Origin of the sequence: Terribacillus jepli, from assembly GCF_047228925.1 — a bacterium.
Classification (GTDB): Bacteria; Bacillota; Bacilli; order Bacillales; family Amphibacillaceae; genus Terribacillus.
Map to the genome: position 1 here is coordinate 132,589 of NZ_JBFEGH010000002.1, position 26,399 is coordinate 158,987.

Here is a 26,399-nt window from a genome sequence, read left to right on the forward strand (position 1 = left end):
AAAAAAAGAGAGGAAGTTCTGCTTGTATAAAGAGCTTACGACAGATATTCTGCACTTACCAAACCTTCAGCTAAATGGGTGAAGAGAACGTATAGAGAATGGATGGATCCTCAAGATGGTGCCTTTCTCCTCTGAATCATGTTTGTCCCCTAATTTCCAAAAAAGCGTGAATTCATGCGCGTCCTAAAGCTAATTTGTGTTTCTCTCGTTTCTCCGTAAGGGGAAAGGAGAAAGTGGAAAACGAATCAGTATTCACCTTCATGGCGGTGAACCGCCAGAATAGCTCAAATTACTATATTTCCAAACCAATAACTTGAAAAGATCTCCATTACCAAAATATGGTAATGGAGATCTTTCTTAGCCAAGTGAGCTAGTTCGTCCCAGTCACTATCTCATTCATCAGGAGAGTCCCCTATGATTCGAACTTCCCGGTGCAAACTGACACCGAATTTCTCTTTAACTGTCTCCTGCACATGTTTGATCAGATTGATATAATCCGATGCTGTGCCATTGGCTACGTTCACCATGAAACCAGCATGCTTACCAGAAACCTCTACACCGCCAATTCGTGTCAGCTGCAGGCCGGCATCCATGATCAGCTTCCCGGCAAAATGGCCCGGAGGACGCTGGAAGACGCTGCCACAGGAAGGATATTCCAACGGTTGCTTCGATTCACGAAGGAACGTCAATTCGTCCATCTTCGCCTTGATTGCCGTCTGGTCGCCCTCCTCCAACACGAATGTTGCTTCTACAGCGATGTAATGATTCTTTTGCAGGATGCTGGTGCGATAACTAAGCTCCAGCTCCTCACTTGTCATCACTTTGCGCTCACCGCTATCGGTAATGACGACTACCTGCTCCAATACATCCTTCACTTCTCCGCCATATGCACCAGCATTCATATACAATGCTCCGCCGATGGAGCCAGGAATGCCGCAGGCGAATTCCAAGCCAGTCAGGCTGGCATCCAGTGCCATTCTGGAAACATCGATTATAGCCGCACCTGATTGAGCTGTAATTCTGTTGCCCGCTACCTTGACTTCATCCAGTTTCGTCAGGATCATGACCACCCCGCGCAATCCGCCATCCTGGATGATGACATTCGATGCATTGCCGAGGATTGTCAGCGGCACTCCATTTTCTTTCGTATAGGCAACAATCTGTTCAATTTCTGAGTAACTCCGTGGAAAAACGAGTACATCCGCTTTCCCGCCCACCTTCGTATATGTGTAATCTGCAAGTGGCGCTTCTATCAGTACATCATTAGCTTCTACAAACTGCTTTAAGTCTTTCCCAAGCGTGTTCACATTCATCATATAATCCCTCATTACTGTATTAGCCGCTGCAAATGCAGCGTGCCCCAACCTGTATTGTATACCACATCTCACACACGTGACAATGCCCATATTCACCTGTTAGGCAAGACACCAATAGTTTATGCAAAATGCGATCAGATGCACCTGCTTCACAGCATCGAGCAATGTCCGGCGATAACTTGGTATTGGTCACCGATCAGCTGCCATACGCGTGTATAGATATAGTCTCCGCTGATTTTCTCGCTTCCTGCCTGCCCTTCCAAATGGATACGCGAAATCGCCACTGCCCCATCCTTTGTCGATTTGATCTGCAAATCTTTACACGATACTTCCGTAAAGCGGACAGCAAGTGTCCGGTGCGCTTCCAAGTCCATTTCTTTCGTCAGATAGCTGCCTTCATGATTGATGAAAACCAGGTCGTCATGCAAGAGCGTATCCAATAAAAAGATATCACGTGTCTGCATTGCTTCCCGAAGCTCCTGCTCCAGCAGTTCGAATTGATCTTGGGTCTTGCTTTCTTCTTCCTTTGGATAAGTACTTTCAGTTTGATCAGCTTGGTCAAACTGATTCAGATCTTCCATCTCATCTGTCTGTTCCAGCGATTCAATTTTGACTATATGCGCCGTCGCAATATGTACGTCCCCAATTACGATAAATGATTTGTTCATCATGCCTTGATTATTGGTGATATGCTGCAGAATCTGTTCTTCTGATGCTTTTGTTACGATCTTTTCTCCGGTTGATAAGGTAATATGTGTTTCAGCCATTGTTGTGACCCCATTCTATTCAAAGTTTCTTTGTATCTTAACTAGTTCATGCAGTTAATCTAATTGTATCCCCTTGATGACCTTTTAGAAAGGTATATGGTTTGATCTGCCTATTCCTATATATATTCCGAAACTGTTTAGAGTAAGGCAGAACCGGAAGGGATAGGCTATATGTGTTAATGGGAGATGTGCAAGATGAGTAATGAAACGCGAGAATATCGGGACAAGGGGTGCCGCATACAGGCGTCTATACTTGTCAATCCGGTGAAAAAGTGGCAATCAAAGCATATGATGTGTTTCCCCGCTGCGCTGCACATGTTTCCTATGATGAGCTCCCTATTTTATTGATGGAAGAAGCTTTAATTTTCACCAATACTTCTCTGCCTTTGGTAAAGGCTTGTCAACGTCGATAAGCTTCAGTACGTCTGGAGATCCTTATTTTCTGCATAGAATTGCTTTCATTTTTCCACCTCTATTTTAATGAAGTATCGCAATCTGCAACCAAAAAGGACATTTCCTCGTCTTACATTATTAACCGCCAATAAATTCCACACTAACCAAAGGGGACATCAGGAAAATAAAAAAGCTTCGAAATACTGAAATCAGCATTCCGAAGCTTTCTCTTCCATCCGTATGTAAGGATGGAGACGGTGGGAGTCGAACCCACGTCCAAAGATAACGGCACTCAGGCATCTACGTGTGTAGTCGTCATATTATAATTCGCACACGCTTCGGCCTAACGACAGGCTTTCAGCGAGGCTAGCTTGATTGTCTTCTTCCGATCATCCGCAAGCGGAGGATGATGGCGTAGCCCACTTCAGTTTGAGACCCTCGAATCTGCCACATGGGCGATAGCAGCAAGGATCCTCCAGTGCTACTTACGCAGCTGCTAGAGAGTAGTTGTTGTTAGTTTTGCCAGTTATATTTAGGCGTAACGTTTTACGAGCCGTAACCTCGACACGCAGCCTGAGCTCGAACTATCCCTGTCGAATCCGTAACGTCCCCATGATAATGGGGGCTACAGGAAGTAACCCGATCACTTAGGATTAAATCAAATCCCAGACAAGTTCCATTATATCATCTTTATCAGGAAATGCAAGTTTAGTAATCACGATCGCGCATAGCGCGGTCTACATCGCGTTTCATTTGCTTTTGTTTGAGATCTTCCCGTTTATCGTATTTCTTTTTCCCTTTTCCGACACCAAGCAGGATTTTCGCAAAACCGTCTTTGATGTACAGTTTGATCGGCACCAGGGAATAACCTTGCTGCTGCGTCTGGCCGATCAGTTTGTCGATCTGTTTGCGATGCAATAGCAGCTTCCTGGTCCGTGTCGGATCATGGTTGAATCGGTTTCCTTGTTCATAAGGCGATATATGCATATTGATGATACGGACTTCGCCGCGGTCGATTCGCGCAAAACTATCTTTTAGATTCACTCGGCCGGCGCGGATCGATTTGATCTCGGTACCTTGCAGAACGATACCAGCCTCGATCGTCTCTTCGATTGCGTAATCGAAATTGGCCTTCTTATTCTGTGCGAGTACTTTACCTTGTCCCTTAGCCATAGACTTCTTCCTCCTAACTACGAGCTTTATTTTATCAGAAACTGTATGATAATCCTAACGATTCATATACTGAAACGGGTATGGACAAGCGAACCCGATTGAGAGGTGTACATAGATGACGATAATAAGACAATTGACGATGGATGATTACCGGGCAGTGCTCGATATGCAAACTGGTATCGAGGATGATTATGTGCTCAACATTTTCCCTAAGCTGATTGAAAACCCAGCTCAATCCCTGTTCGGTCTGATGACGGAGGAAGGGCTTGCTGCAGTGGCAGGAGTATTCCGTTTGCCGAACGGAAACGGTATTTTAGGCAGATTGCGCAGTGATATCCGCCATCAATCAAAAGGAAATGCTACAGCATTACTGAAGCATATCATTGCCTATTGTGAACAAGACCCGAGGATGAATTGGCTTGGTGCCATCACCCGCAAGTCCAACCTTCCTGCACAGCGGGTACTGGACAAGCTCGATATGCGATTTGACAGCGACTTTATCAGTCTGCTGATGGAAAATTCGTGGAAGTTTAAGATTCCTGCTGCTGCACCATGGCAGCCGATTGAAGGAACGGAGGCAAAGCGTAACGCAATCGAACAAGCAGCCAAAGAGACAGCACTGGCTTTCTATCCATACGAAGCATATTTCCCTATTCCATACGCATCCGCCATTCTAGAGGATGAGTACATAGAAAACCTGTCCGTATTCCGCAATACAGATGCCAGTCGTATCATGATGATCCTAGAAGACTTTAAAGGCAGGGACATAGCCCAAATCCAATATTTCTGGCCGGATGTGTTTGAACAGGATGGCTTGTGGGCTGCTGTCTTTCATTACCTAAAGCAATCCGATAAACAGCTCGTTCCACAGCTGGACGTCTTACCTGAGACTGCTTTCAATATACCGGCAGCCTTTCGCGACAGTTTTACCGAAGACGATGATCCTTGGCTCATTTACGGAAGATATATCAGATAATAAACGCCCCGACCGCATGGGTCGGGGCATTTATTTTATGGTCTTTTTCTTGTATTGCGCTTCTTGCTCTTCTTCCCTCTTGCCGGCGGTTTCCGTTTGCCTTTGTTCTTCGGCGGACGGTGATCGCCAGGCTTTTTCTTCTTATCTGCCTTGATGATGGTTGGCCGGTCGCGATTTTCGCGTGGTTTCCTCGGTTTCATGCCGACCACCTCAAAATCGATGACACGCTCCTCGATATTCACTTTCACGACACGGACCGTGATTTCATCTCCGATTCGGAATTGGTTGCCAGTCCGTTCGCCAATCATTGCATAGCGCTTGTCATCGAAATGGTAGAAGTCATCTGTCAGATAACTGACATGCACAAGACCCTCGATCGTGTTCGGCAACTCGACAAACAATCCGAAGCCAGTGACAGAACTGATGACGCCATCAAATTCCTCGCCGATTTTATCTTGCATGTACTCGGCTTTCTTCAGATCGTCCGTTTCCCGTTCTGCATCGACAGCAGCACGTTCCCGTTCCGAAGACTGTCTCGCGATTTCCGGCATCCGTTCTTTCCAATGATCTTGTGTCTTTTTACCCAGTTGATTGTTGACGATATACGTGCGAATCAATCGATGCACGATCAAATCCGGATAACGGCGGATCGGCGAGGTGAAATGTGTATAGAATTTCGTCGCCAACCCGAAGTGTCCCAAGCCTTGCGGGTCATATTTCGCCTGCTGCATCGAACGCAGCATAAGGCGGTTGATGATCATTTCTTCCTGCGTGCCTCTTACCCGTTCCACGATCTTTTGCAAGGTCTGTGGATGGATATCCGAAGATGACCCTCTGACTGTATAGCCTAAGCTCGTGATGAATTCGAAGAAATGCTGTAATTTATCTGGATCCGGGTCAGTGTGGATCCGGTGTATGAACGGAACATCCAACCAGTGGAAATGCTCTGCCACCGTTTCATTGGCAGCGAGCATGAATTCCTCGATCAGCTTCTCCGCAACAGACCGCTCACGAAGAATAACATCGATCGCTTTTCCTTCTTCATCGACTGCAACCCTTGCTTCTGGGAAGTCGAAATCGATTGCTCCCCTGTCCATCCGTTTTTTACGAAGGATAGCAGCTAGATCCTCCATTTGCTGGAACATCGGGACAAGTTCTGAATAACGGGCTTTCAGCTCTTGATCATCCTCTAGCAAAATCCGGTTCACGTCGCTATAAGTCATCCGTTCATTCGTCTTGATGACACTTTGGTAGATCTCATGTTCCACCACTTCTCCTTGTGGAGTGATTTGCATATCACAAGTCAAAGTAAGCCGATCCACTTGGGGATTCAAGGAGCAGATTCCATTGGAGAGGCGATGCGGAATCATCGGGATTACCCGGTCAACCAAATACACACTCGTTGCCCGCTCCAAAGCCTCTTCATCAATCGGAGAGCCTTCTTCCACATAATAGGAGACATCGGCAATGGATACCACCAGTCGGTAATTCCCGTTTTCCAGACGGCTGACAGCGACGGCATCATCCAAATCCTTCGCGTCAGCACCATCAATCGTCACCGTCATCATATCCCTGAGATCCCTGCGGTTTTCTATTTCATCAGGATTGATTGTATCCGGTGTATTCCCCGCTTGTTCCAATACTTCGGGAGGGAATTCAGTTGAAATGCCATGCTTATAGATGATGGAAAGTATATCGATACCTGGGTCGTTTTTGTGACCAAGTATCTGGATGACTTCTCCCTCTGCACTCATTCGCCCTTCCGGATACTTCGTGATTCTGGCAATCACTTTGTGTCCGTCTGTCGCTCCGCCGGAAGCCCCTCGCGGTATGAAGATATCATTCGGTATCCGCTTATCATCGGCAATCAGGAAACCGAACCGGCCGTTATCTTCATATGTACCGACAACTTCCGCTATTGCCCGCTCCAGGATCCGGACGACTTGTCCTTCACGACGCTGCCCGTCCTCCGCCTGATTGTCGATCCGTACAAGTACCGTATCATTATTCATGGCAGACTGCAGATCGCTATAGTGGATATATACATCATCCACACCCTCTTCATCTGGTATGAGGAAAGCAAATCCCTTGGCATGCATTTGAATCTTCCCACGTACAAGATTCAGTTTCTCAGGCAATCCGAAGCGATTGCTTCTCGTCCGAACGAGCTGTCCTTCTGCTTCTAGTTCATTCAGCCCTTTGACAAGGACAGTGAACTCACTTGCTTCGTCGAGCGATAATTGCTGCTCAATCTCTTCGACTGTTAACGGCTTTTCTGCATTTTCTTTAAAATAATTCAATATCTTCTGCTTGATTTCGTCCATTATTGCTTCACCTTCTTTTCGGCTTTTTCATCTAGTATGAACTATTCCCAATCAAGCGATTCGAGAAACTGATACACATCTTCATGCAGCTGCTCTTTTTCTTTTCCCATCGTAATCACGTGGGAAGAGTTCTCGTACCACTTGATCTCCTTGAAATCGGACTCCGCTTTTTCATATATATAGTTGGCACTGTCCGTATTGATCATTTGATCTTCTGTCGCTTGCACTACGAAAAGAGGGGTGTATATTTCATCCACATGTTTGCTTACATCCGTGATGAAAGCTCCCAGACGCTGGAACATATCCGCAGTTGCCTGCGCCCCCATCAGCTCTTCTAATTCCTTTTCGATAGTCTGGTTGTCTTTTCCTTGTAATTGTTTATGTTGTCTCGCATATAGTTTGAACCCTTTGTTCAATTGGCTTTCGTTATCGAAAAACATGGGCGAACACATCGTGATGACGCCTCTAACCGGGTAGGAATAAGCAAGTTTCAAGCTGAGTACCCCACCTAGTGACAAACCAGCTACAGCGATTTTTTCATATCCTTGATCCTTCAAATACTGATAGGCAGCCTGTACATCCTCCCACCATTCATCAGAATTGGAGGCAACGATATCATCAGGAGTTTTCCCATGTCCGCGATAGATTGGTGCATGAGCGGTATATCCTTTGCCGGCAAGAAAACGTCCCATCATCCTTACATCAGCTGAATGACCAGTAAAGCCATGCAGCAGCAGAACAGCACGATCTCCTTTCCCCTCGAATGTGAACGGCTCTGGCTGTTTCATTGTGACCATATGTATCTCCCCTGTATGACTATTTATATAGTAGATTTCCGGACTAGTTTTCCCTTCCTCGGGAATAAATAATCCCCCACCACAGAAGTTGTGACGAGGGATGGAATTGACTATTCGATTATTGCAGGACGTACGCCAAAAGGAAAGTCAATATAAAAAGAATGACTCCTGTAACGATTGTTGCACGATGGAGGAACAAGTCCAAACCACGGGCCTTCTGCTTTCCAAACAATTGTTCAGCTCCACCGGATATCGCCCCGGACAGACCTGCACTCTTACCGGATTGTAAAAGGACTAGCGCAATAAGCGCGATGGCATCGATTATTAATAGAACTACTAAAGCTGTCTGCATCCCAGCACCTCCTATAACGGCAAATACCTACGTCAACTGTAGCACACGTGTCAGATAATTGGCAAGATGTTCTTGTCCTGTCGACAAGTTCTGACAAAAAATTGAACGTTTTTTAAGAAATATGAATTTTTATGATGTTTTTTGATTTTTTTTGGTTGCAACGTGAAACCGTTTCCTTTATAGTGTAGATAAGTTCAGGAGGAGGTAATGGAAATGCTTACACCTGAGCGGCAGGAAATGATCCTGCTGATGCTGCAAGAGCAGCGCGTTGTCACGATTCCCGAGTTAGTGGAATCGACAGGCGCCTCCGTCTCGACAATACGCCGAGATTTAATTGAATTGGAAAAGCAGAAGCTGCTTCAACGTGTCCATGGCGGCGCAACGACTGTGTCATCATTAAGCTACGAAATGAGCTATACCGAGAAGGAAACGCAAAACCAGTCTGGTAAGCAATTGATTGCTGCCTATGCTGCAAGTCTTGTCGGAGAAGATGAATGCATCTTTCTGGATGCCGGCACTACGACATATCAGATGATTCCGTTCTTAACAGGCAGAAATGTAACCGTCGTCACAAATGGTCTGACTCATTTGGAGGCGCTTTATGAAAAGGACATCACCGTGTATGTAACCGGCGGTTTAGTAAAGGATAAAACGAGAACTTTAATCGGCAGGGGTGCGATGACCGCACTCTCCCAATACCGTTTTGATAAATGTTTTCTCGGGACAAACGGTGTCCATCTAGAAAATGGCTATACAACGCCAGACCCAGAAGAAGCTGCCATCAAACGGCAGGCATTGCTTCGATCGAACGAGCCCTTCGTATTAGCTGATCGAAGCAAGCTGGATAAGACTACTTTTGCACATATAGCTGATTTGACAGAAGCAAAGCTCGTCGTCGATCATGCCAGTTCGAAACAACTAACTGCTTACAAGAAACTTACATCAATAAAGGTTGTGGACTCATGAATTACACATGTACGCTGAACCCATCCATCGATTACATCATGCACGTGGACGGTTTTGAGGCAGGAGATTTGAACCGTGCCACCCAGACAGCCTATTTCGCCGGCGGGAAAGGAATAAACGTTTCCCGTTTACTGAAACGACTGGATGTGGATACGACGGCTTTAGGATATATCGGCGGTTTTACCGGCGCCTTTATCCAAGAAACACTGGAAAGTGCCGGTATTGAACATCAATTCATTGAAATAAATGAACCGACACGTGTCAATGTAAAACTGAAATCCGGTGCCGAAACGGAAATTAACGGACCAGGTCCATCCATCACGACAGAACAGCTTGCCCTGCTTTTCGAACAAATCAGAAGCCTTGGTAATAATGATGCCCTCATTGCAGCTGGCAATGCGCCCGGCTCCGTACCGGCGGATATTTACGCAAGGATGGCAGATATTTGCGAAGAGAATGGAACAAGATTCATTGCTGATACTTCAAGCTCTGCGCTCCGTGATTTAATCGGCAAGCGTATGTTCCTCGTCAAGCCGAACCACCATGAACTTGGTGAGCTTTTCGACACAACGATCACTTCTATAGAAGAAATCGTCAGCTACGCACGGAAACTGCATGAAACAGGCATCGAAAATGTTATTGTTTCCATGGGTGGTGAAGGTGCCATCTTCGTGAACAAGGATCATGCCTGGAAAGCCCAGACACCAAAAGGAACGGTAAAGAACTCCGTGGGTGCTGGCGATAGTATGGTGGCAGGATTCATGGCCGCATATGAAAAATCAGGTGATTATAAACAAGCTTTCACCTATGCAGTAGCAGCAGGAAGTGCTACGGCATTCAGTGACGACCTCGGCGAAAGACAATATATAGAGGAATTAGTCAGCCAAGTCAAACTCACATCTATCTAAGAGGGGTGTTAACCATGCGCATTACAGAACTATTAACAAAAGATACAATCATTTTGCAGCTGCATTCCCAATCAAAAGCGGATGTCATCGAAGAGCTTGTTTCCAAACTGGACCAAGCTGGCAAATTGAATGATAAAGAAGGATTCAAAGACGCAATCCTTGCACGTGAAGCTCAATCTACAACAGGAATCGGTGAAGGAATTGCCATTCCGCACGGTAAATCCGCTGCCGTTAAAACACCGGCCATCGCCTTCGGCCGTTCCAAGGAAGGCCTTGACTATGAAGCATTGGATGGACAACCATCCCACCTATTCTTCATGATTGCAGCTTCCGAAGGGGCTAACCAGACACATTTGGAAACTTTGTCTCGCCTTTCTTCTTTCTTGATGGACAGTACGTTCCGGTCAAACATTGAAAATGCGACAACAGAAGAAGAAATCATGTCCATCATCGATGCGAAGGAAAAAGAAGAGCTAGGTGAAGAAGAAGAAGAAGAAAATCCAGCTGCAGAATCGGCACAGGATGCACCAGGCACACAAGGTAAAGTGCTTGCCATCACTGCCTGCCCTACTGGTATCGCGCATACATTCATGGCTGCAGATAAGCTGAAGCAGACAGCAGCAGAGATGAATGTCCCGATCAAAGTACAGACGAATGGAGCCGGCGGAGTCAAAAACCGTCTGACAGATGAAGATATTAAAGATGCAACAGCGATTATCGTTGCAGCTGATGTCAATGTCGATCTTAGTCCATTCGAAGGCAAACACGTTCTGCAAGTACCGGTTGGACGTGCGTTGAAGATACCGAAAGAACTGATCGAAAAAGCACTTGCCCAAGATGCACCAGTTCATCATCACAAAGGCAGCAGCTCAGAAGCGGCAGCAGAAGGCGGACAAAAGAAAGAACAACGCTCAGGTTTCTATAAGCACATCATGAATGGTGTTTCCAACATGCTTCCATTCGTTGTCGGCGGCGGTATCCTGATCGCACTCAGCATTCTTTTCGGGGAATTGTTCCCGGACAGCCGTTTTGCCGAAATGCTGAATGAGATCGGCAGCAGCCAAGCGTTCTTCCTGATCGTTCCTGTACTGGCAGGATTCATTTCCAGCAGTATTGCCGATAAACCAGGTTTCGCACCGGGTGCCATCGGTGGTTTGATTGCCGTTACTTATGGTCATGGTGACGCAACCAGTTCCGGATTCCTTGGTGGTTTGATTGCCGGTTTCCTTGCAGGTTATGTAACGCTTGGTATTAAGAAAGCTTTAGCTGGCCTTCCTCCTGTATTGGAAGGATTGAAGACAATTCTCTTCTTCCCAGTATTGAGCATTTTCATCACAGGTATGATCATGCTGTTGATCAACCCGTCATTGACACAAGTATATGTAGCACTTTCTGACTTCCTAGAAGGTCTTGGAGGCACGAATTTAGTTCTGGTAGGCCTTGTACTTGGTGCCATGATGGCTATCGACATGGGTGGCCCGATCAACAAAGCAGCGTATACATTCGGAATTGCAATGCTTGATGCAGGCAACTTGGAATTCATGGCAGCTGTTATGGCTGGTGGTATGGTACCACCGCTAGGACTTGCGCTGGCAACTTCCTTATTCCGCAACAAGTTTACGAAACAAGAAAGAGAAACCGGTAAGACAGCATATGTGCTGGGAGCATTCTTCATTTCGGAAGGTGTCATTCCATTCGCAGCTGCCGACCCACTTCGCGTCATTCCGGCAACAGCGATCGGTGCTGCTGTAGCAGGCGGTCTATCAGCATTCTTCGGAATCGGATTGAATGCACCGCACGGCGGAATTATCTCAGCAAGTCTAGTTGATGGAAACCCATTGCTTTACTTCCTTTCCATCATTATCGGTGCTTTTGTCACAGCTATTATTGTAGGACTATTGAAAAAAGACCTAAGAAAAGTATAAAATAAGATAGAATGAAAGCATTCACATTACAAGGATGAAAGCATTCACATAACAAAACTACTCTGGAGGTATTTACCATGGCAGAAAAAACAATGACAATCACAGATGAGACTGGCGTACACGCTCGTCCGGCTACAATCTTAGTAAATAAAGCAGGCGGTTTCAAATCCGACATCCAGCTTGCATACAATGGTAAAAGCGTTAACCTTAAATCTATCATGGGTGTTATGAGCCTAGGTATTCCACAAGGTGCTGAGATCACAATCTCCGCTGAAGGCGACGATGCAGAAGAAGCAGTCAACACAATTGCGGAAACAATCAAAAGCGAAGGCCTAGGAGAATAATTCCAATGAGCATGATAAACGGAATTGCAGCTTCAAATGGTATTGCGATTGCAAAAGCATACCATTTGGCTGTACCAGACCTCTCTTTCGATAAGACGACTGTTGCGAATGCGGAAGAAGAGATCAGCCGTTTGGATGCTGCCCTCGAGATCAGCAAACAAGAGTTGGAGAAAATCCGCGAGAATGCCCGTGTGTCACTTGGCGACGAGCACGCCGAGATTTTCTCGGCTCATTTGCTTGTCTTGGCAGATCCTGAACTGATCAATCCTGTCAAAGACAATATCCGCAATAACAGCATCAATGCAGAAGCTGCTCTTGATGAGACAGCTACGATGTTCATCGACATGTTCCGCAGCATGGACAATGAATATATGAAAGAACGAGCAGCTGACATCCAGGATGTCACAAAACGCGTGATGGCGCACTTGCTTCAGGTTTCCTTCCCGGATCCTGCACTTATAGATGAAGAAGTTATCATTATTGCAGAGGACCTGACTCCTTCGGATACAGCACAGCTTAACAAACAGTTCGTGAAAGGGTTTACGACAGATATAGGCGGACGTACTTCCCATTCCGCCATCATGGCCCGCTCGCTTGAGATACCTGCTGTTGTCGGTACGAAGTCCATTACATCTTCTGCTGCCAACGACGTCATGATCATTGTTGACGGCATCGAAGGTACTGTCATCATCGATCCGACAGAGGATGAAGTTGCGACTTACAAAGCGAAACAAGAAGCTTTCGAACAGCAAAAGCAAGAATGGGCGAAGCTTAAAAATGAACCTACCGTTACAACAGATGGTGTTCATGTGGAGCTTGTGGCAAATATCGGTACGCCAGAAGACGTTACCGGCATTCTGAACAATGGCGGCGAAGGTGTCGGTCTTTACCGTACGGAATTCCTTTACATGGGTAAGAGTGAGCTTCCAAGTGAAGACCAACAGTTCGAATCCTATAAAGCCGTACTTGAGCAAATGGGTGAAAAGCCTGTCGTAGTTCGTACCCTGGACATCGGCGGCGACAAAGAACTCAGTTACTTGCAGCTTCCAAAGGAAATGAACCCATTCCTGGGCTATCGTGCAATCCGCCTTTGCCTGGAGCGTGACGATATCTTCCGTGTGCAGCTTCGTGCCCTCTTGCGTGCAAGCGTATACGGAAATCTGAAAATTATGTTCCCGATGATTGCGACACTGGAAGAATTCCGCCAAGCAAAAGCGATCCTTCTTGAAGAAAAAGATAAGCTTACTGCTGATGGCGTAGCAGTCTCTGATTCGGTTGAAATCGGTATCATGGTTGAAATCCCTTCCACTGCGGTTGCTGCGAAGCAATTTGCGAAGGAAGTAGATTTCTTCAGCGTCGGCACAAACGACTTGATCCAGTACACCATGGCAGCTGACCGCATGAATGAACGCGTAAGCTACTTGTACCAGCCATACCACCCAGCTATCCTGAATCTTGTGCATAATGTCATCGAGGCAGCACATGCAGAAGGAAAATGGGCTGGCATGTGTGGTGAGATGGCAGGCGATGCAATTGCAATCCCGCTTCTTCTCGGCCTTGGCCTTGATGAGTTCAGCATGAGTGCAACAAGTATCCTGCCAGCAAGAACACAAATCACGAAGCTATCCAAAGCAGACATGCAGGAACTTAGCCAAGAAGCATTGGCTCTTAGCACTGCTGATGAAGTGGAACAGCTTGTCCGTCAAAGAACAGGACAATAAGGAAACAGCTCTCCGATTGGAGAGCTGTTTTTCTTTGGGTTATTTACTTTTTTTCTCCAGCATCTGACGGAGCTCCTTCATTTCCTCCTCCGATAGGGCATCTTCTTCAATAAACTGAGCTAGCATGGACTTCATCGTTCCACCGTAAATACGATCGATAAAGGATTTTGCCTCGGCACGCTGACATTCACTTTCAGCGTACAGCGGATAGAAGGAATATACCCTATGTTCTTTATTGACACCGACAACTTTCTTTTTCGTAAGCCGATCCAGCAATGTACGTATCGTTTTGGGCTTCCAGTCCGCTTTAGCAAGAGCTTCCACAACCTCATTTGCTGTCAGCGGCGAATTCTCCCAAAGCACTTTCATTATTTCCCATTCTGATTCGGATATATTAGGAACATTTTTCGCCATTTTCCCCACTCTCCTATTGATAAATCTGCTTTTCTTTTAATATTCTTAGTGTGATTTCTGCAGCGTTGCTTCCCGTAGCATTTCCGTCCCTTAAATTCATTGCGAAAAAATAAGTGTCCGATGTTGTTTCTACAAAACCAATGAACCAGCCATTCGCTGCTTTACCATTCACGATGCCAGTTCCAGTTTTCCCATAAAGTACGGCTCCATGTTTTTGCTCCAGCATCAATGATGCTTTGACTTCCTTGATGTTTTCAGGATCGGCGTTGAATTTATTATGGTAAAAATCACGCAGCAGCTCCACTTGTTCAAATGGGGCTATCCTTAAGGATGACTCCAGCCAAAAGTCTTCTATTCCTCCTGATATATCCTCATTGCCATAATGGTATGCTGCTAACATCTTTTGTATCGTCTGCTCCCCGACTTGTTGATCGAGGTTTTGGAAGTACCATGTAACCGAATTACGCATCGCAGATTGCAAATCTTGATTTTGGTTCCAAGTCTCATATTCATAATGGCTTCCATCCCAATTCATATTAGTAGCTTTAGGCTGGATGATGCCTGCTTCCAAAGCTGTTAAAGCACTATATATCTTGTAAGTGGAATTAGGAGAAACTCTTTGAACACTCTGCTCTTTATTATGAATAAAATACTTGTCTTTTTCCATGCTGTATAACACGAAACTGCTGTTATCGCCCTTGAGAAAGGCACTTAAATCCTCTTCCTCTACATCTTTGTCCTGGATATGATATTGTTCATCCGAGAAAGCTGCTGCACGGAAGGCTGGCACCTGTATCGTCACAACGAGTCCCATGACCATTAATATAGCCATGCTCTTCCAAATGAGCTTCTGTGCATGAAAGCTGCCGCGTGTTATATGCAGAATCCGTTGCTTCAGATGACTCTTGGAGCTAATGATTGGATGGATAAGCTGATCGAGCCTTAGCTGTTGCGATTTTTCGGCATAATGCAGGATCGTCCTTCCATAATCCAAGTTCTCTTCGTCATTATTCAAGGATTGCATCACAGCAGCATCACAGGCAATTTCCCGGTCCAGCCGCATTTCCTTCCATGCATACCAGACGAGCGGATTAAACCAATGTAAGATTCGAGCCAGCAAAAAGAGATAATTCCAATGCACATGTCTGCTTTTATAATGATGTAATTCATGAAGCAGGACATGTTTTAATTCCCTTGATACACCTTCTTTTTCAACTGTTGCTGGCAGAATCAGATAGGTATGAAACAATCCAAAAATGAATGGCGAGGTAACCGAAGAAGACTGTTTTAGCTTGATCTTTTTCCGTATGGATAGCTGTACTTTGCAAAGCTGAAACAGCTCGTTTATTTCATCATCACGTATGGGATGTGCACTTCTTACTAGTTTCATTAGTTTCTTCAGTGTGAAGAAAACTGCCAATACACCAATAACAATACCAGATATCCAAATAAAATTGATCAGCCGGCCCAATAAGGAAACATCTATACGCGTGACCGAACTTCCAAAATCATTCATCCAGCCAGTTTGGGATGTAGCAGATAGAATGGAATGATTGACAGCATTATGTCCAGTCATTTTTTGCACGGATATTGGTTCTGCCATTCCAAAACGCTTAAACGGCAAGAAAGGAAGCAATAAAGATCCCAGCACGAAAAACCATAAATAATATCGCCACGCTGGTGCGAGATGCGCAGCAAGAAACCGTCGAATGAATAAAATGATTCCTATTGTAACAGATGATAATGTCAATACCAGCAGCAATTGAACAAAAGTCACTTTTCCTCTCCTCCTCTCATCCATCCTTCCAACTTCTATTTTACAGTTGACAGCCCTGGATTACAAATGTAATATTGACTACAGTTGTAATCCAATTAAGAAAAGGAGAAGAAAAATGAAAATTTTAACCTACTTATTTAGTACAATATTCGCTTTCTGTTTGCTGACTGGCTGCTCCAGCAGTACGAATGGTGGTTCAGATACAAGTTCCTCCGCCCAAGCTGCAGAAGGCTCCCAAGAGCCATTTGCCGATTTGGAAAAGACTTACGACGCGGATCTGGGCGTCTATGCAGTTGATACTGGCTCCGGGAAAACCGTTGCCTATCGAGAAAATGAACGATTTGGCTTTGCCTCTACCCATAAAGCATTGTCAGCAGCTGTTTTGTTGCAGCAGAACTCGCTGGAAGACCTCAATAAAAGAATCATGTATACCAGCGATGATCTGGTGAACTACAATCCAATTACCGAAAAACATGTTAAATCTGGTATGACGATAAAAGAGCTCGGCGAGGCTTCTGTCAGTTACAGCGATAACACTGCAGCCAATTTGATTTTTAAGGAAATCGGCGGTCCGGATGGTCTTAAACAAGCATTGCGGGATATCGGCGATCAAGTGACAGAACCTGCAAGAATCGAGCCGGAATTAAATAATGTAAAACCAGGTGAAATACAAGATACCACCACCCCAAAAGCTTTGGCAGAAAGCCTCCAAGCCTTTACATTAGGGGACGGTCTTCCTCCTGAAAAGCGCCAGCTTCTTATTGATTGGTTAAAAGGCAATACGACAGGCGACAATCTCATTAGGGCTGGTGTACCCGAAGAGTGGGAAGTCGGTGACAAAACCGGTGCTGGATCTTATGGGACTAGAAATGATATTGCTATCCTTTGGCCGCCTGATAGCGAACCGATTGTAATGGCTGTTATGTCAAGCCGCGATGAAGCTGACGCAAGCTATGATGATACGTTGATTGCGAAGGCTGCCCAAGAGGTTGTTTCCATGCTTTCTTCTGGTGAATGAAGGCATGACTCATTACTTGAATAAGAGCATACCTATCGTTACGTCTAGCCTTTAAAGCACAAAATAACCCTACAGATTGGGCATTTCAACCTAATCTGTAGGGTTCTTCTTATTTCAGAGTTGTTTTTGGAGTTACAATCTTTTTTAACAGGGAGTTACTGCACTTCCAGCTTAACCAACTAGAAGCATGACAAGCTGGCTGCTTTATTCTTGGAAGAATCCATCCTTCCTATTCATTTTGTTAGGATTGTTTCATGTTCCGTTCGTGTACGATCAACATGATACCCAGACCGGCTTCTCACATGGTGAAGTATTGGTTAATTTTTGGTATAATGATACTAAGCAATGTATTTATTTTTCTAAATAAAGGATAAGATTTTAGTAGATTATTGAAATGTCTATAAAGGTGGAGAATCCATGCTAAAGCTACAGCGGATAGAACAGATTAAAGATTATGTTTTAGAGCATCAGACTGTTTCACTGGATAAACTTGTGGAAGTATTCGGAGTATCAAAAAACACAATAAGGCGCGATGTGCAGCAATTAGTGGACACCGGGGAGATTAAAAAGGTATATGGCGGCGTTTCTGCCAAGCAAATCCGTTCTTCTCATTCGCCTTTGGAACCCTTCACGGAACGTAAAACACGAAATCAGCAGCAAAAGAGACAGATCGCGGAATTGGCTGCTTCTTATGTAGAAGATGGGGATATCATTTTTATAGATTCAGGTACAACGACTGTAGAGATGCTCGATTTCATAAAAGAAAAAGAAGTAACGATCATTACGAATAACCTTGATTTCATCAATGGATCTTTTCCATATGAAAATCTTCAAGTAATCTCCATGGGCGGTATCTTCCAGCGCAAGACACGTTCGTTCTCCAGTTTCCGCAACTTGGAGCTGTTCCAAGCTTTCAATATCAACAAAGCGTTCATGGCATCGACCGGTATTTCCATCAATCATGGCGTGACGAATTCCTCCCCAGTTGAGAGTGATATCAAGCAGACTGTCGCTGAAAGAAGTGCAGAAGTATTCTTATTGGTGGATCATCAGAAGTTCGGCAAATATGCTTTGATGACGTACAGCAAGCTCGAGGACATCGATTACTTAGTGACGGATAAGAAACCCGAAAGCAATTATCTGCATTTTGCCGAGGCAAACGGTATCGAGATGTTATACCCGGAATGACGGAAAGCCAGACACGATTGTGTCTGGCTTTAACTTATGCCGATGAGCTAGATACCGTTCGTTTCGAGGTTCCGAAATCCCGCATCTTTCTTTTGACGGTTTCCGTCACAGCCTGCATGCCAGGGATGAGCAGTTCTTTGGCATCATATCCATCCGAATCTCTCCTGGCAGCATGTCGGACCGCCTTCGTCCAAGCTTGCAGACATTCCGTATTCACATTGATTTTAGCATGGCCAAGCTTGATCGCTTTTTGAATCTGCGGAACCGGAATTCCCGAACCGCCATGTAAAACCAATGGCACGCCTGTTTTGGCTTGGATTTCTTCCATTTCCCTGAATCCCAGCTTTGGCTCTCCCTGATAGACGCCATGTACTGATCCAAGGGCAGCCGCAAGCGCATCTACACCTGTCTTTTGCACGAGTGAACGGCATTCTTCGGGATCGGCATAGATGATGCCGCCAACTAAACCATCTTCCATCCCTCCGACCGATCCTACCTCGGCCTCGACCGAAACATCATGCCTGCTGGCGATCTCCACCACTCTGCTCGTATCGTCGATATTTTGCTGAATCGGTGTATGCGAACCATCGTACATAACAGAGGTAAAGCCTGCATCGATTGCTTGCAAGCAGCGTTCGACTGTTTTGCCATGATCAAGATGAAGGGCGACAGGAACAGTGATTTCCATCTCTTCTGTCAATGCCTTTACACTTTCCGCAATCAAGCGGAAGCCGCCAAGATAGTCGACAAGCCGATCGGATGCTGCCACAATCACCGGGCCTTGCTCCTCTTGCGCGGCCCGCAAAATCGCTTGGACCCATTGGACACTGTTCATATTATACTGCCCCACTGCATAGCCATGCTGCAAGGCATGCTGAAGCATCTCTTTCATCGGAACAATCGACATCGATCTTCCTCCTTCCCCTAACTATGGCTGCACTTTAAGCAAATGAGAAATGCTTGGATATGACTTCCAGTGTCGTATCTTTTGCCTTCTTAATCACTTCTTCCGGCTCCATGTTGTAATATTCCGGGCGAAACAGCTCGATGGAGGCAGCTCCTTCAAATCCTTTTTCCCTCAGTATATGGAGGATACGATCCAAATCGATGGCACCGTGTCCCGGCCATACTCGATCTTCATCGACCAGACTCCCGATTGGAAAATCCTCCGTGTCGTCGATATGGAGAATGAAAAGCTTGGAAACATCCGCCTGCACAAGCGATTCGATACTGGAGCCCATGGCATGGAAATGAAAGCAATCGAAGACAAGTCCGACATTTGGATGATCAACTGCTAGAATGATGTCATAAGCTTGCTCGAATGTATTGATGGTACTGTCCGGATGACCGATAAATTCAAGGGCAAGTTTGACTCCATATGGCTCTGCCATGTCGGCTAGTTCCTTCAGGACAGCGACACTGCTGGCTCTGATATCCTTCTTCAGGAACTTTTCCTTCGTCACCAATGGCACTGCTACGATATAAGGCACATCCAAAGCTTTCGCATAAGCAAGCATTTGTTCGAATTCCTGCATTATCTCTTCGAACGCTTCTTCTGTACGATTATTGAAGTAAACAAGGGCATTCAGGGCGAGCGGCTTGATATGATTCTCCTGGAAGTAAGCAGCCAGCTGTTCAATGGACTGTTGTTCCAGGTATTCAGGGAGCTTATCCATCGTCCGTATTTCAATAAAATCATAACCATGCCGCTCACACAGCTCCAAATCGATTGCTAAGTTGGAATTTTCCAGTGTCGTTGCTTCATTGAAACATAATTTCATCACTTTCCCTCCTCGTCAGTTGATCCCCAAGCCTTCTTTCATTTTCCCGAGCATCAGTTTGCTTGATTCATCGGCTTTGTCTACCCAAGCAAATACTGCATTTGTTGCAATCCCGTCGAAATTCATCTCTTTCAATTTACGGAAGATGGTATCAAAATCGACTTCACCTTCTCCAATATTCAAATGCTGGTGAATGGTCGCTTCTGCGCCTGGCGGATTGACGATATAGCGCAAACCTCCTGCAGCTTTATGATTGAATGTATCAGCGAACAATACGTGCTGTAGGCGGTCCCCTGCTTCTTCGAACATAGGTGCTATATCCCCTTTCCCTTCATCGTAGAAGAAAGTATGGGCAGTGGAGTAAACGAGATTGATCCAATCGCGGTCCAATGCGCGGATCATATCGACAGCTCCCCGATTCGTTTCGATAAAGTCATAAGGATGTGCTTGGAGGTTGAGCTTTACCCCCTCTCTTTCAAAGACAGGAATCAATTCATCCATCGATTTGATGAATTTTTCTTCACAGATGACGGGCTCATATTTTGTACCGTTGAATTCACTGTTCATCAAGTCGACATCCAGCTCCACGGCTACTTCGATGGCTCGCTGCCAGTTACGGACAGCAGCCTGACGGCGGTCCTCGTCAGGACCAGCCCAATAATACAATGGCAGCAAGGAAGATATCTTCACGCCTGCATCCCGGAGCCACGTCTTCAGATTCTTGATTTGGGTGCGATCCACTTTTGGATATTTATAGAATGGACAAAAGTCCTCCCGCGGCGACAATTCGATATATTCATAGCCGAGTTCGGCTGTTTTATTGACCATGTCCTTTAAAGAAAGGTTCGCATACATTGTTGGATCCAAAGCTAGTTTCATTGATTAATCCTCCGCTCTTAAGATTTAGGCATGTGCTTTTGTTTCGGTTTGATAAAAGTCCGGTGTGCTTTCCAATGAGATAGGTTCTTTCTGCCCTGATTCCTGGGCTTTCAGGCAAGCATCGGAAGTGACAGCTGCCACGTATCCATCCCAAGCTGATGGTCCAGATGGAATACCTTGCCGGCTGATGCTGTGAATGAAATCTTGCAGTTCCCTGTCATATGCATCGACGAACCGCAGCTTCCAATCATGCAGGATATTCGTACTCAACTTGCCATCTTTTCGTATGGAAATGCTTTCGACTTCCGGCAGGCTGACTATACCCTCTTCCCCGACGACTTCACATTGGATATCATAGCCATATTTGCAGTTGACGGACACTTCGACCTGGATCAAGACACCAGAAGCCGTTTCCAGCATGATGACTTGCGGATCGCGCAGATGAGGAAGCGCATGCTTATTCTTACGCGGAAATAGCACTTGAGCCGACACATAATCATCATCCAGCAGCCAGTGAAGAACGTGAATTTCATGGATCAGCGTATCCGATATTGCCATATCCGTCGTATACGCCTCATTCACTTCCGGGTTGCGATGCGCACATTTTACCATGAGAGGTTCACCGACGATATTGGTATCCAGTGCATGTTTCAGCTGCATGTATCCACTGTCATATTGCCGCATGAATCCAACTTGGACCAATCTTTTGCCATGCTCCATCTCTGCTTTGACAATATCCATACAGCCTTTCGCTGTAACTGCCAGCGGTTTTTCACAAAAGACATATTTCCCAGCTGCAATTGCTTTGAGGACAGTGGCTTCATGGGCCGGTCCCCAGCTAGTGACAAAAATCGCATCGACATCTTCTGCATTGATCAACGCCTGGTCATCCGGATAAATGACAGCTTGTATGCCAAGTTCCTGCAATGCCTGATCGGCAGATGCTTGATTGACATCTGTCACCGCTACAATTTCTGCCCCGGATAAACGCTGCTCGACCCGATTCATATGTTCTTTGCCAATTGCCCCTGTGCCAACCACGCCAATTCTGACTGTCATGTTTTTTCCTCCTTAGTCATGCTTTTTTCTGGGCAGGAACCGTTTTTGGTATGACACGATTCCGAAAACTTTGTTCCAGTTCCTCCAATGTCCGATCTTTTGTCTCAGGCAGGAATTTGTGTACAAAGGTGATCGCCAATATACCGAATATTACAAAAACAAAGAATGTAGTGGATAAGCCGACACTACCGAGTAATATTGGGAACGTGAGCCCGATTGTAAAATTCGTTATCCAAAGACAGAATACTGTCACTCCCATCCCGATTCCGCGCAAATGCAATGGGAAGATTTCTGATAGCATCAGCCATGTAACCGGGGAAATGGCTCCCTGCTGGAATGCCAGGAAAGTAACCGTAAGCGACAGAACGATATACGGCAGGGCAGCTGAACCTTCAAACGCTAAACTCACAATACCGATGGCAAGTAAAGCACTCGATGTTCCAATGAGCCCCGTCAAGAGCATCGGCCTTCTGCCTACTTTTCCTAATAGCCATATACCGACAAATGTTGCCGCTACTGAGATGACACCATTGGCAATATTGCCGGCAAGTGCTGCCTGTGTCTCAAAACCTGCATCTTTCAGGATTTCCGTTCCATAATACATGATGGAATTTACTCCGGTAATCTGCTGTACGACAGCGATCCCAAGTCCAATCAGTACTATCTTGCGCACCCATGGAATCGTTAAATCCTTGAATGTCGCTCGTTTAATTTCCGACTCCCTCGTCACCGCTTGCTGGATTTCCTGGAGCTCGGCTTTTGCCCTTCTTTGTTCCCGTACTTGCTGCAGGACACGCATCGCTTCGCCAATTTTGCCCTTTGAAGCCAGCCAGCGCGGACTTTCCGGCATGACAAGCATCCCGAACCAAAGTGCCACTGCTGGAAGCGAGGCAATGACAAGCATATAGCGCCACACATGATCATTGTCCCCAAGTACGCTGCCGATGATGGCATTGAAGGTGAAAGCGAGCAGCTGACCCGTGACGATCATCAGTTCATTCATGGTCACCATTTTTCCTCGGCGCTCTGCTGGCGACATCTCTGCCAGATAAGTCGGAACTGTCACGGAAGCTCCACCGACAGCTATACCAAGGATGAAGCGAAAGAGTACCATCATCTCGGTATTCGGTGCAAACGTACAGCCCAAAGCGGCGACAAAGAATATCAGGGCAAGCATAAGGATATTGCGTCTGCGGCCGCGCTGGTCGGATAATCTGCCCCCGAACACAGCACCGAAAGCAGCACCCAGTAATAACGAACTCGTGACAACACCTTCTGTAAGCGGTGTCAAATTCAACTGGTCTTCTTCCGACATGAACGGTAACGCTCCGTTGATGACACCTGTATCATAACCGAATAATAATCCGCCAAATGTGGAAATCAAGGTGATTCTTCGCAGCGCTTTATTCGGTGTACTTGAATTGGGTTTCTTTTCTTCCTGTTCCTGCGTGATATCCTGCTCCTTCTTCCCCATATTCCCCTCTCCTCTGCAATTACCGGTAGTGAACTAGATTATCGTCGATATATTTGCGGGCAATCAATGCATATTCAAGCGGATGAGCGATTGCTGGATCTTGCTCTGCTTCGATGATGATCCATCCTTGATACTGGTAATCATGCAGTAAATCGTATACTTGCTTGAAATCGATACATCCGTCTCCCGGAACAGTGAACATCCCGTTCAGGAAAGATTTCAGGAACGACTGCCCCTTCTTTTTGCAGTCTTCCACAACCTGTCTGCGGGCATCTTTGAAATGAACATGCTTGATTCGGGCATAGTGTTTTTTAAGTACTGTGAGATAATCGCCATCCGACACATACAAATGCCCTGTATCGAATAACAAATGAACATAAGCTGGATCTGTGGCTTCCATCAGCCTATCGATTTCTGCTCCCGTTTGTATACCTGTGCCTAAGTGATGATGATAAACGAGATGCAGCTTGTGCTCTGCTGCAATTTCACCCAACTTATTCAATCCAGTGCTTACAATCTCCCATTCATGATCCGTGAACATGGGCTTATCATCAAAAACGTTTTGCTCGAGTGCCTGCACACTATACGTCTGCTCCGATACAACGATGACACTTGCTCCAAGCTCTTGCAGTGATTCACATTGCCGCTTGAAACCATTTGCAACGACCGGCAGGCCATCCTGGATCAAATAACTGGAAAACCATTTGCCCGCAATGGAAAGATTGCGCAGCTGCAGTTCTTTTTTCAAGATTTTCGCTTCAGGAAAGAAACCGCCGATTTCCGTACCTTGAAAGCCAGCGACCACAATATCGCTGAGGAGATGCTGGAGCGTATTCTCCGCTCCGATCTCCGGTATATCATCATTGCGCCAGCCGATAGGAGATATCCCCCATTTGATATTTCCCTCTCCCATGCGGAACCCTTCTTCCTTAATATTGTTTGGCACGCTCAAGCATTTGTTGTTTTGCTTCGTAAGCACGCTTCACACTGTCGTTTTCCGATACTTCGGCCACTCCGACATGCCACCAGCTGTCATAGCCTTCGCTCATCGTCTTCGGCAGCACCTTCATTTCAATCAGAGTGGATACATCCTGCTGCTTGGCATCTTCAAGGGCTGCCTTCAGCTCCTCCACCGTATTTGCCCGATATGCCTTCGCTCCGTATGCTTCCGCGATTTTAGCATAATCGACATTGACGATCTTGTCGTCATGCGTCCGGAATTCACAGAAGTAACTGCCGCTTCCATGCTCCATTTGTAAGTTGCTGATGCAGCCGTAACCGGAATTATCAAAGAGCAGTACGTTGATTTTCTTTCCATATTGGATTGACGTGAGAAACTCCGAATGCAGCATCAGGAAGCTGCCATCCCCCACCATTGCATAAGCTTCCCGGTCTGGCTCCGCCAGCTTGATACCGAGCGTTCCCGATACTTCATAGCCCATGCACGAATATCCATATTCCAGGTGATAAGTGTTCGGCTTTGTTGGATTCCACAGTCGCTGCAAATCACCTGGCAAGGAACCTGCTGATCCGATCACGACACTTTCCGGATCGATCGTTTCGTTGATTGCAAGCAGTGCTGTCGTTTGCGCAAGCTCCGTATCCAGTGCATCTGCATACTCATTCAGAACTTCCTGGGTGAACTGCTCTTTCACTTCCGGGTCAAAGTCTTCCCTGCTGAAAGTCACTTCACTAAGACGCTTGCGTTCTGCTTCCCATTCGTTCTTCAGCTCAGCGATTCTCGTTCCGAAGGCAGTTTTATATTCTCCCAGAATCGGAGACAGCGCTTCCAAAGTGACTTTCGCATCGGCAACGACCTGGAATGCATCAAGCTTATAGGCTTGCAGTCGACTGACATTGATGTTCAAAAACTTGGCAGTTTCAAAATCGAAAGCTGTCTTGGAGGAAGTAGCAAAATCGGTATAGCGAGTACCGATACCAATAATCAAATCCGCTTCCCTGGCTGCTTTATTTGCCGCAAGGGTCCCAGTAATACCCAGTCCGCCAAGATTATTTTGGAAATCACTTTCGACTGTCGATTTGCCAGCCTGTGTTTCAACAAGTGGAATCCCATGCTTTTCAGATAAGCTGACCAATATATCCCTTGCATCGGAATACTTCGCTCCGCCGCCAACCAAGATGACTGGCTTTTGGCTGGCTTTGATCAATGCTGCCGCTCCTTGCAGTTCCCGTTCCACGGCCGGCTTCCGATCGACGTAATGCACACGTTTTTCAAAGAAAGATCTATTAAAATCATATGCTTCTCCCTCGACATCCTGGGAAATGCAGATGGTTGCCGGTCCTGCTTTTCCCGGGTCGGTCATGACCTCGAATGCCCGGATCAAACTGGACATAAGCTGCTCCGGCCGGGTTATTCGATCCCAGTAGCGGGAAACTGGTTTAAGCGCATCATTTGTCGTAACGGCCTGGCTGTATTCCTGCTCCACCTGTTGCAGTACTGGATCAGGCTGCCTGGTGGCAAACGTATCTGCAGGCAGCAGCAGCACCGGAATATTATTTGCCAAGGCTGTTCCAGCCGCGGCCGTCAAGTTCGCTGAGCCCGGACCTACAGAAGTTGTCACAGCGTAAATCTGACGGCGCAGTTTCTGCTTGCTGAAAGCAACGGCAGCATGCGCCATGCCTTGCTCATTCTTACCTTGAATGACTTTCAAGTGACCAGCATCCTGCTCGAGTGCCTGCCCGATACCGAGTACATTACCATGTCCAAAGATGTTGAAGATTCCCTCGACAAAAGGCATTTCTTCTCCGTCAAAAGAAATGTACTGCTGATTGAGAAACTTCACGAGGGCTTGTGCGGTCGTCAATCTCACTGTCTGCATCCGTATC

Annotated in this window: 23 protein-coding genes and 1 other RNA gene; 8 read left to right on the forward strand and 16 right to left on the reverse strand. The window is 46.1% G+C overall.

Annotated elements, in window-relative coordinates; translation table 11 throughout:
* Positions 1-392: 392 nt before the first annotated feature.
* The 4 genes from murB to smpB all read right to left on the reverse strand — a co-directional run bounded on the left by murB (position 393) and on the right by smpB (position 3,649).
* Positions 393-1,313: a UDP-N-acetylmuramate dehydrogenase gene (murB, locus tag AB1K91_RS03070; RefSeq protein WP_413088374.1), complete on the reverse strand. Its 921-nt coding sequence runs from the start codon at positions 1,311-1,313 to the stop codon at positions 393-395.
* Between the two features lie 152 nt (positions 1,314-1,465).
* Positions 1,466-2,083, reverse strand: coding sequence for a nuclear transport factor 2 family protein (locus tag AB1K91_RS03075; RefSeq protein WP_413088031.1), 618 nt, complete (start codon positions 2,081-2,083; stop codon positions 1,466-1,468).
* 639 nt (positions 2,084-2,722) lie between these two features.
* Positions 2,723-3,088: a transfer-messenger RNA gene (ssrA, locus tag AB1K91_RS03080) on the reverse strand.
* 96 nt (positions 3,089-3,184) lie between these two features.
* Positions 3,185-3,649: an SsrA-binding protein SmpB gene (gene smpB / locus AB1K91_RS03085; protein WP_093725697.1), complete on the reverse strand. Its 465-nt coding sequence runs from the start codon at positions 3,647-3,649 to the stop codon at positions 3,185-3,187.
* Between the two features lie 115 nt (positions 3,650-3,764).
* On the opposite strand from smpB, the gene AB1K91_RS03090 reads away from it, so the two are divergent.
* Positions 3,765-4,625: a GNAT family N-acetyltransferase gene (locus AB1K91_RS03090; RefSeq protein ID WP_413088032.1), complete on the forward strand. Its 861-nt coding sequence runs from the start codon at positions 3,765-3,767 to the stop codon at positions 4,623-4,625.
* A gap of 35 nt (positions 4,626-4,660) precedes the next feature.
* Here AB1K91_RS03090 and rnr read toward each other — a convergent pair whose 3' ends face one another.
* From rnr to secG, 3 genes are all read right to left on the reverse strand, one after another.
* Positions 4,661-6,949, reverse strand: a complete 2,289-nt coding sequence (gene rnr / locus AB1K91_RS03095) for a ribonuclease R (RefSeq protein ID WP_413088034.1) — start codon at positions 6,947-6,949, stop codon at positions 4,661-4,663.
* Positions 6,950-6,990: 41 nt separating this feature from the next.
* The gene (locus tag AB1K91_RS03100) at positions 6,991-7,746 is read right to left on the reverse strand and encodes an alpha/beta hydrolase (RefSeq protein ID WP_413088035.1); all 756 of its coding nucleotides are present in this window, start codon (positions 7,744-7,746) and stop codon (positions 6,991-6,993) included.
* A gap of 118 nt (positions 7,747-7,864) precedes the next feature.
* Positions 7,865-8,098 carry a preprotein translocase subunit SecG gene (gene secG, locus AB1K91_RS03105; protein WP_413088037.1) on the reverse strand — a complete coding sequence of 78 codons (234 nt, stop codon included), beginning with the start codon at positions 8,096-8,098 and terminating at the stop codon, positions 7,865-7,867.
* A 213-nt stretch (positions 8,099-8,311) separates the two neighbouring features.
* Here secG and AB1K91_RS03110 point away from each other — a divergent pair, with 213 nt between their 5' ends.
* From AB1K91_RS03110 to ptsP, 5 genes are all read left to right on the forward strand, one after another.
* On the forward strand, positions 8,312-9,064 hold the full coding sequence (locus AB1K91_RS03110) for a DeoR/GlpR family DNA-binding transcription regulator (RefSeq protein WP_413088038.1): 753 nt from the start codon (positions 8,312-8,314) through the stop codon (positions 9,062-9,064).
* The gene (gene pfkB, locus AB1K91_RS03115; protein ID WP_413088039.1) at positions 9,061-9,972 is read left to right on the forward strand and encodes a 1-phosphofructokinase; all 912 of its coding nucleotides are present in this window, start codon (positions 9,061-9,063) and stop codon (positions 9,970-9,972) included. Before AB1K91_RS03110 ends, pfkB begins: the two co-directional genes overlap by 4 nt.
* Before the next feature lie 14 nt (positions 9,973-9,986).
* A complete protein-coding gene (locus AB1K91_RS03120) occupies positions 9,987-11,897 on the forward strand; it encodes a PTS fructose transporter subunit IIABC (protein ID WP_413088041.1) in 1,911 nt (636 codons plus the stop codon).
* 77 nt (positions 11,898-11,974) lie between these two features.
* A complete protein-coding gene (locus tag AB1K91_RS03125) occupies positions 11,975-12,241 on the forward strand; it encodes a phosphocarrier protein HPr (RefSeq protein ID WP_038564763.1) in 267 nt (88 codons plus the stop codon).
* A 5-nt stretch (positions 12,242-12,246) separates the two neighbouring features.
* On the forward strand, positions 12,247-13,962 hold the full coding sequence (gene ptsP / locus AB1K91_RS03130; RefSeq protein ID WP_413088043.1) for a phosphoenolpyruvate--protein phosphotransferase: 1,716 nt from the start codon (positions 12,247-12,249) through the stop codon (positions 13,960-13,962).
* Between the two features lie 39 nt (positions 13,963-14,001).
* Here ptsP and blaI read toward each other — a convergent pair whose 3' ends face one another.
* Together blaI and AB1K91_RS03140 are read right to left on the reverse strand one after the other, a co-directional pair.
* Complete coding sequence (gene blaI, locus AB1K91_RS03135) at positions 14,002-14,376, reverse strand: penicillinase repressor BlaI (protein ID WP_413088045.1); 375 nt, start codon at positions 14,374-14,376, stop codon at positions 14,002-14,004.
* A gap of 13 nt (positions 14,377-14,389) precedes the next feature.
* On the reverse strand, positions 14,390-16,153 hold the full coding sequence (locus tag AB1K91_RS03140) for a BlaR1 family beta-lactam sensor/signal transducer (protein WP_413088047.1): 1,764 nt from the start codon (positions 16,151-16,153) through the stop codon (positions 14,390-14,392).
* Positions 16,154-16,268: 115 nt separating this feature from the next.
* Here AB1K91_RS03140 and bla point away from each other — a divergent pair, with 115 nt between their 5' ends.
* Both bla and AB1K91_RS03150 read left to right on the forward strand, forming a co-directional pair.
* Complete coding sequence (gene bla / locus AB1K91_RS03145) at positions 16,269-17,171, forward strand: class A beta-lactamase (protein ID WP_413088049.1); 903 nt, start codon at positions 16,269-16,271, stop codon at positions 17,169-17,171.
* Between the two features lie 417 nt (positions 17,172-17,588).
* Positions 17,589-18,359, forward strand: coding sequence for a DeoR/GlpR family DNA-binding transcription regulator (locus tag AB1K91_RS03150; protein WP_413088051.1), 771 nt, complete (start codon positions 17,589-17,591; stop codon positions 18,357-18,359).
* Between the two features lie 34 nt (positions 18,360-18,393).
* Here AB1K91_RS03150 and fba read toward each other — a convergent pair whose 3' ends face one another.
* From fba to iolD, 7 genes are read right to left on the reverse strand one after another with little or no spacing between them, the layout of a single operon-like run.
* Positions 18,394-19,266, reverse strand: a complete 873-nt coding sequence (fba, locus tag AB1K91_RS03155) for a class II fructose-1,6-bisphosphate aldolase (RefSeq protein ID WP_413088053.1) — start codon at positions 19,264-19,266, stop codon at positions 18,394-18,396.
* Positions 19,267-19,300: 34 nt separating this feature from the next.
* Positions 19,301-20,140, reverse strand: coding sequence for a sugar phosphate isomerase/epimerase family protein (locus AB1K91_RS03160; RefSeq protein ID WP_413088054.1), 840 nt, complete (start codon positions 20,138-20,140; stop codon positions 19,301-19,303).
* 15 nt (positions 20,141-20,155) lie between these two features.
* Positions 20,156-21,019, reverse strand: coding sequence for a sugar phosphate isomerase/epimerase family protein (locus AB1K91_RS03165; protein ID WP_413088056.1), 864 nt, complete (start codon positions 21,017-21,019; stop codon positions 20,156-20,158).
* Between the two features lie 24 nt (positions 21,020-21,043).
* On the reverse strand, positions 21,044-22,078 hold the full coding sequence (iolG, locus tag AB1K91_RS03170) for a bifunctional inositol 2-dehydrogenase/D-chiro-inositol 1-dehydrogenase (RefSeq protein ID WP_413088058.1): 1,035 nt from the start codon (positions 22,076-22,078) through the stop codon (positions 21,044-21,046).
* A 16-nt stretch (positions 22,079-22,094) separates the two neighbouring features.
* Positions 22,095-23,552, reverse strand: a complete 1,458-nt coding sequence (locus AB1K91_RS03175) for a sugar porter family MFS transporter (RefSeq protein WP_413088060.1) — start codon at positions 23,550-23,552, stop codon at positions 22,095-22,097.
* A gap of 19 nt (positions 23,553-23,571) precedes the next feature.
* Entirely contained in the window at positions 23,572-24,465 is an 894-nt protein-coding gene (iolE, locus tag AB1K91_RS03180; protein WP_413088062.1) for a myo-inosose-2 dehydratase, read from the reverse strand.
* 16 nt (positions 24,466-24,481) lie between these two features.
* On the reverse strand, positions 24,482-26,392 hold the full coding sequence (gene iolD, locus AB1K91_RS03185) for a 3D-(3,5/4)-trihydroxycyclohexane-1,2-dione acylhydrolase (decyclizing) (protein ID WP_413088064.1): 1,911 nt from the start codon (positions 26,390-26,392) through the stop codon (positions 24,482-24,484).
* Positions 26,393-26,399: the final 7 nt, after the last annotated feature.

Coding starts and splice junctions, on each gene's coding strand:
- AB1K91_RS03175 (WP_413088060.1), bottom strand. CDS start 23,552: ATGGGGAAGAAGGAGCAGGATATCACGCAGGAACAGGAAGAAAAGAAA.
- fba (WP_413088053.1), bottom strand. CDS start 19,266: ATGTCGATTGTTCCGATGAAAGAGATGCTTCAGCATGCCTTGCAGCAT.
- iolE (WP_413088062.1), bottom strand. CDS start 24,465: ATGGGAGAGGGAAATATCAAATGGGGGATATCTCCTATCGGCTGGCGC.
- AB1K91_RS03165 (WP_413088056.1), bottom strand. CDS start 21,019: ATGAAACTAGCTTTGGATCCAACAATGTATGCGAACCTTTCTTTAAAG.
- AB1K91_RS03150 (WP_413088051.1), top strand. CDS start 17,589: ATGCTAAAGCTACAGCGGATAGAACAGATTAAAGATTATGTTTTAGAG.
- AB1K91_RS03125 (WP_038564763.1), top strand. CDS start 11,975: ATGGCAGAAAAAACAATGACAATCACAGATGAGACTGGCGTACACGCT.
- rnr (WP_413088034.1), bottom strand. CDS start 6,949: ATGGACGAAATCAAGCAGAAGATATTGAATTATTTTAAAGAAAATGCA.
- pfkB (WP_413088039.1), top strand. CDS start 9,061: ATGAATTACACATGTACGCTGAACCCATCCATCGATTACATCATGCAC.
- AB1K91_RS03120 (WP_413088041.1), top strand. CDS start 9,987: ATGCGCATTACAGAACTATTAACAAAAGATACAATCATTTTGCAGCTG.
- iolG (WP_413088058.1), bottom strand. CDS start 22,078: ATGACAGTCAGAATTGGCGTGGTTGGCACAGGGGCAATTGGCAAAGAA.
- ptsP (WP_413088043.1), top strand. CDS start 12,247: ATGAGCATGATAAACGGAATTGCAGCTTCAAATGGTATTGCGATTGCA.
- AB1K91_RS03100 (WP_413088035.1), bottom strand. CDS start 7,746: ATGGTCACAATGAAACAGCCAGAGCCGTTCACATTCGAGGGGAAAGGA.
- smpB (WP_093725697.1), bottom strand. CDS start 3,649: ATGGCTAAGGGACAAGGTAAAGTACTCGCACAGAATAAGAAGGCCAAT.
- AB1K91_RS03090 (WP_413088032.1), top strand. CDS start 3,765: ATGACGATAATAAGACAATTGACGATGGATGATTACCGGGCAGTGCTC.
- iolD (WP_413088064.1), bottom strand. CDS start 26,392: ATGCAGACAGTGAGATTGACGACCGCACAAGCCCTCGTGAAGTTTCTC.
- murB (WP_413088374.1), bottom strand. CDS start 1,313: ATGAATGTGAACACGCTTGGGAAAGACTTAAAGCAGTTTGTAGAAGCT.
- secG (WP_413088037.1), bottom strand. CDS start 8,098: ATGCAGACAGCTTTAGTAGTTCTATTAATAATCGATGCCATCGCGCTT.
- AB1K91_RS03075 (WP_413088031.1), bottom strand. CDS start 2,083: ATGGCTGAAACACATATTACCTTATCAACCGGAGAAAAGATCGTAACA.
- AB1K91_RS03110 (WP_413088038.1), top strand. CDS start 8,312: ATGCTTACACCTGAGCGGCAGGAAATGATCCTGCTGATGCTGCAAGAG.
- bla (WP_413088049.1), top strand. CDS start 16,269: ATGAAAATTTTAACCTACTTATTTAGTACAATATTCGCTTTCTGTTTG.
- blaI (WP_413088045.1), bottom strand. CDS start 14,376: ATGGCGAAAAATGTTCCTAATATATCCGAATCAGAATGGGAAATAATG.
- AB1K91_RS03160 (WP_413088054.1), bottom strand. CDS start 20,140: ATGAAATTATGTTTCAATGAAGCAACGACACTGGAAAATTCCAACTTA.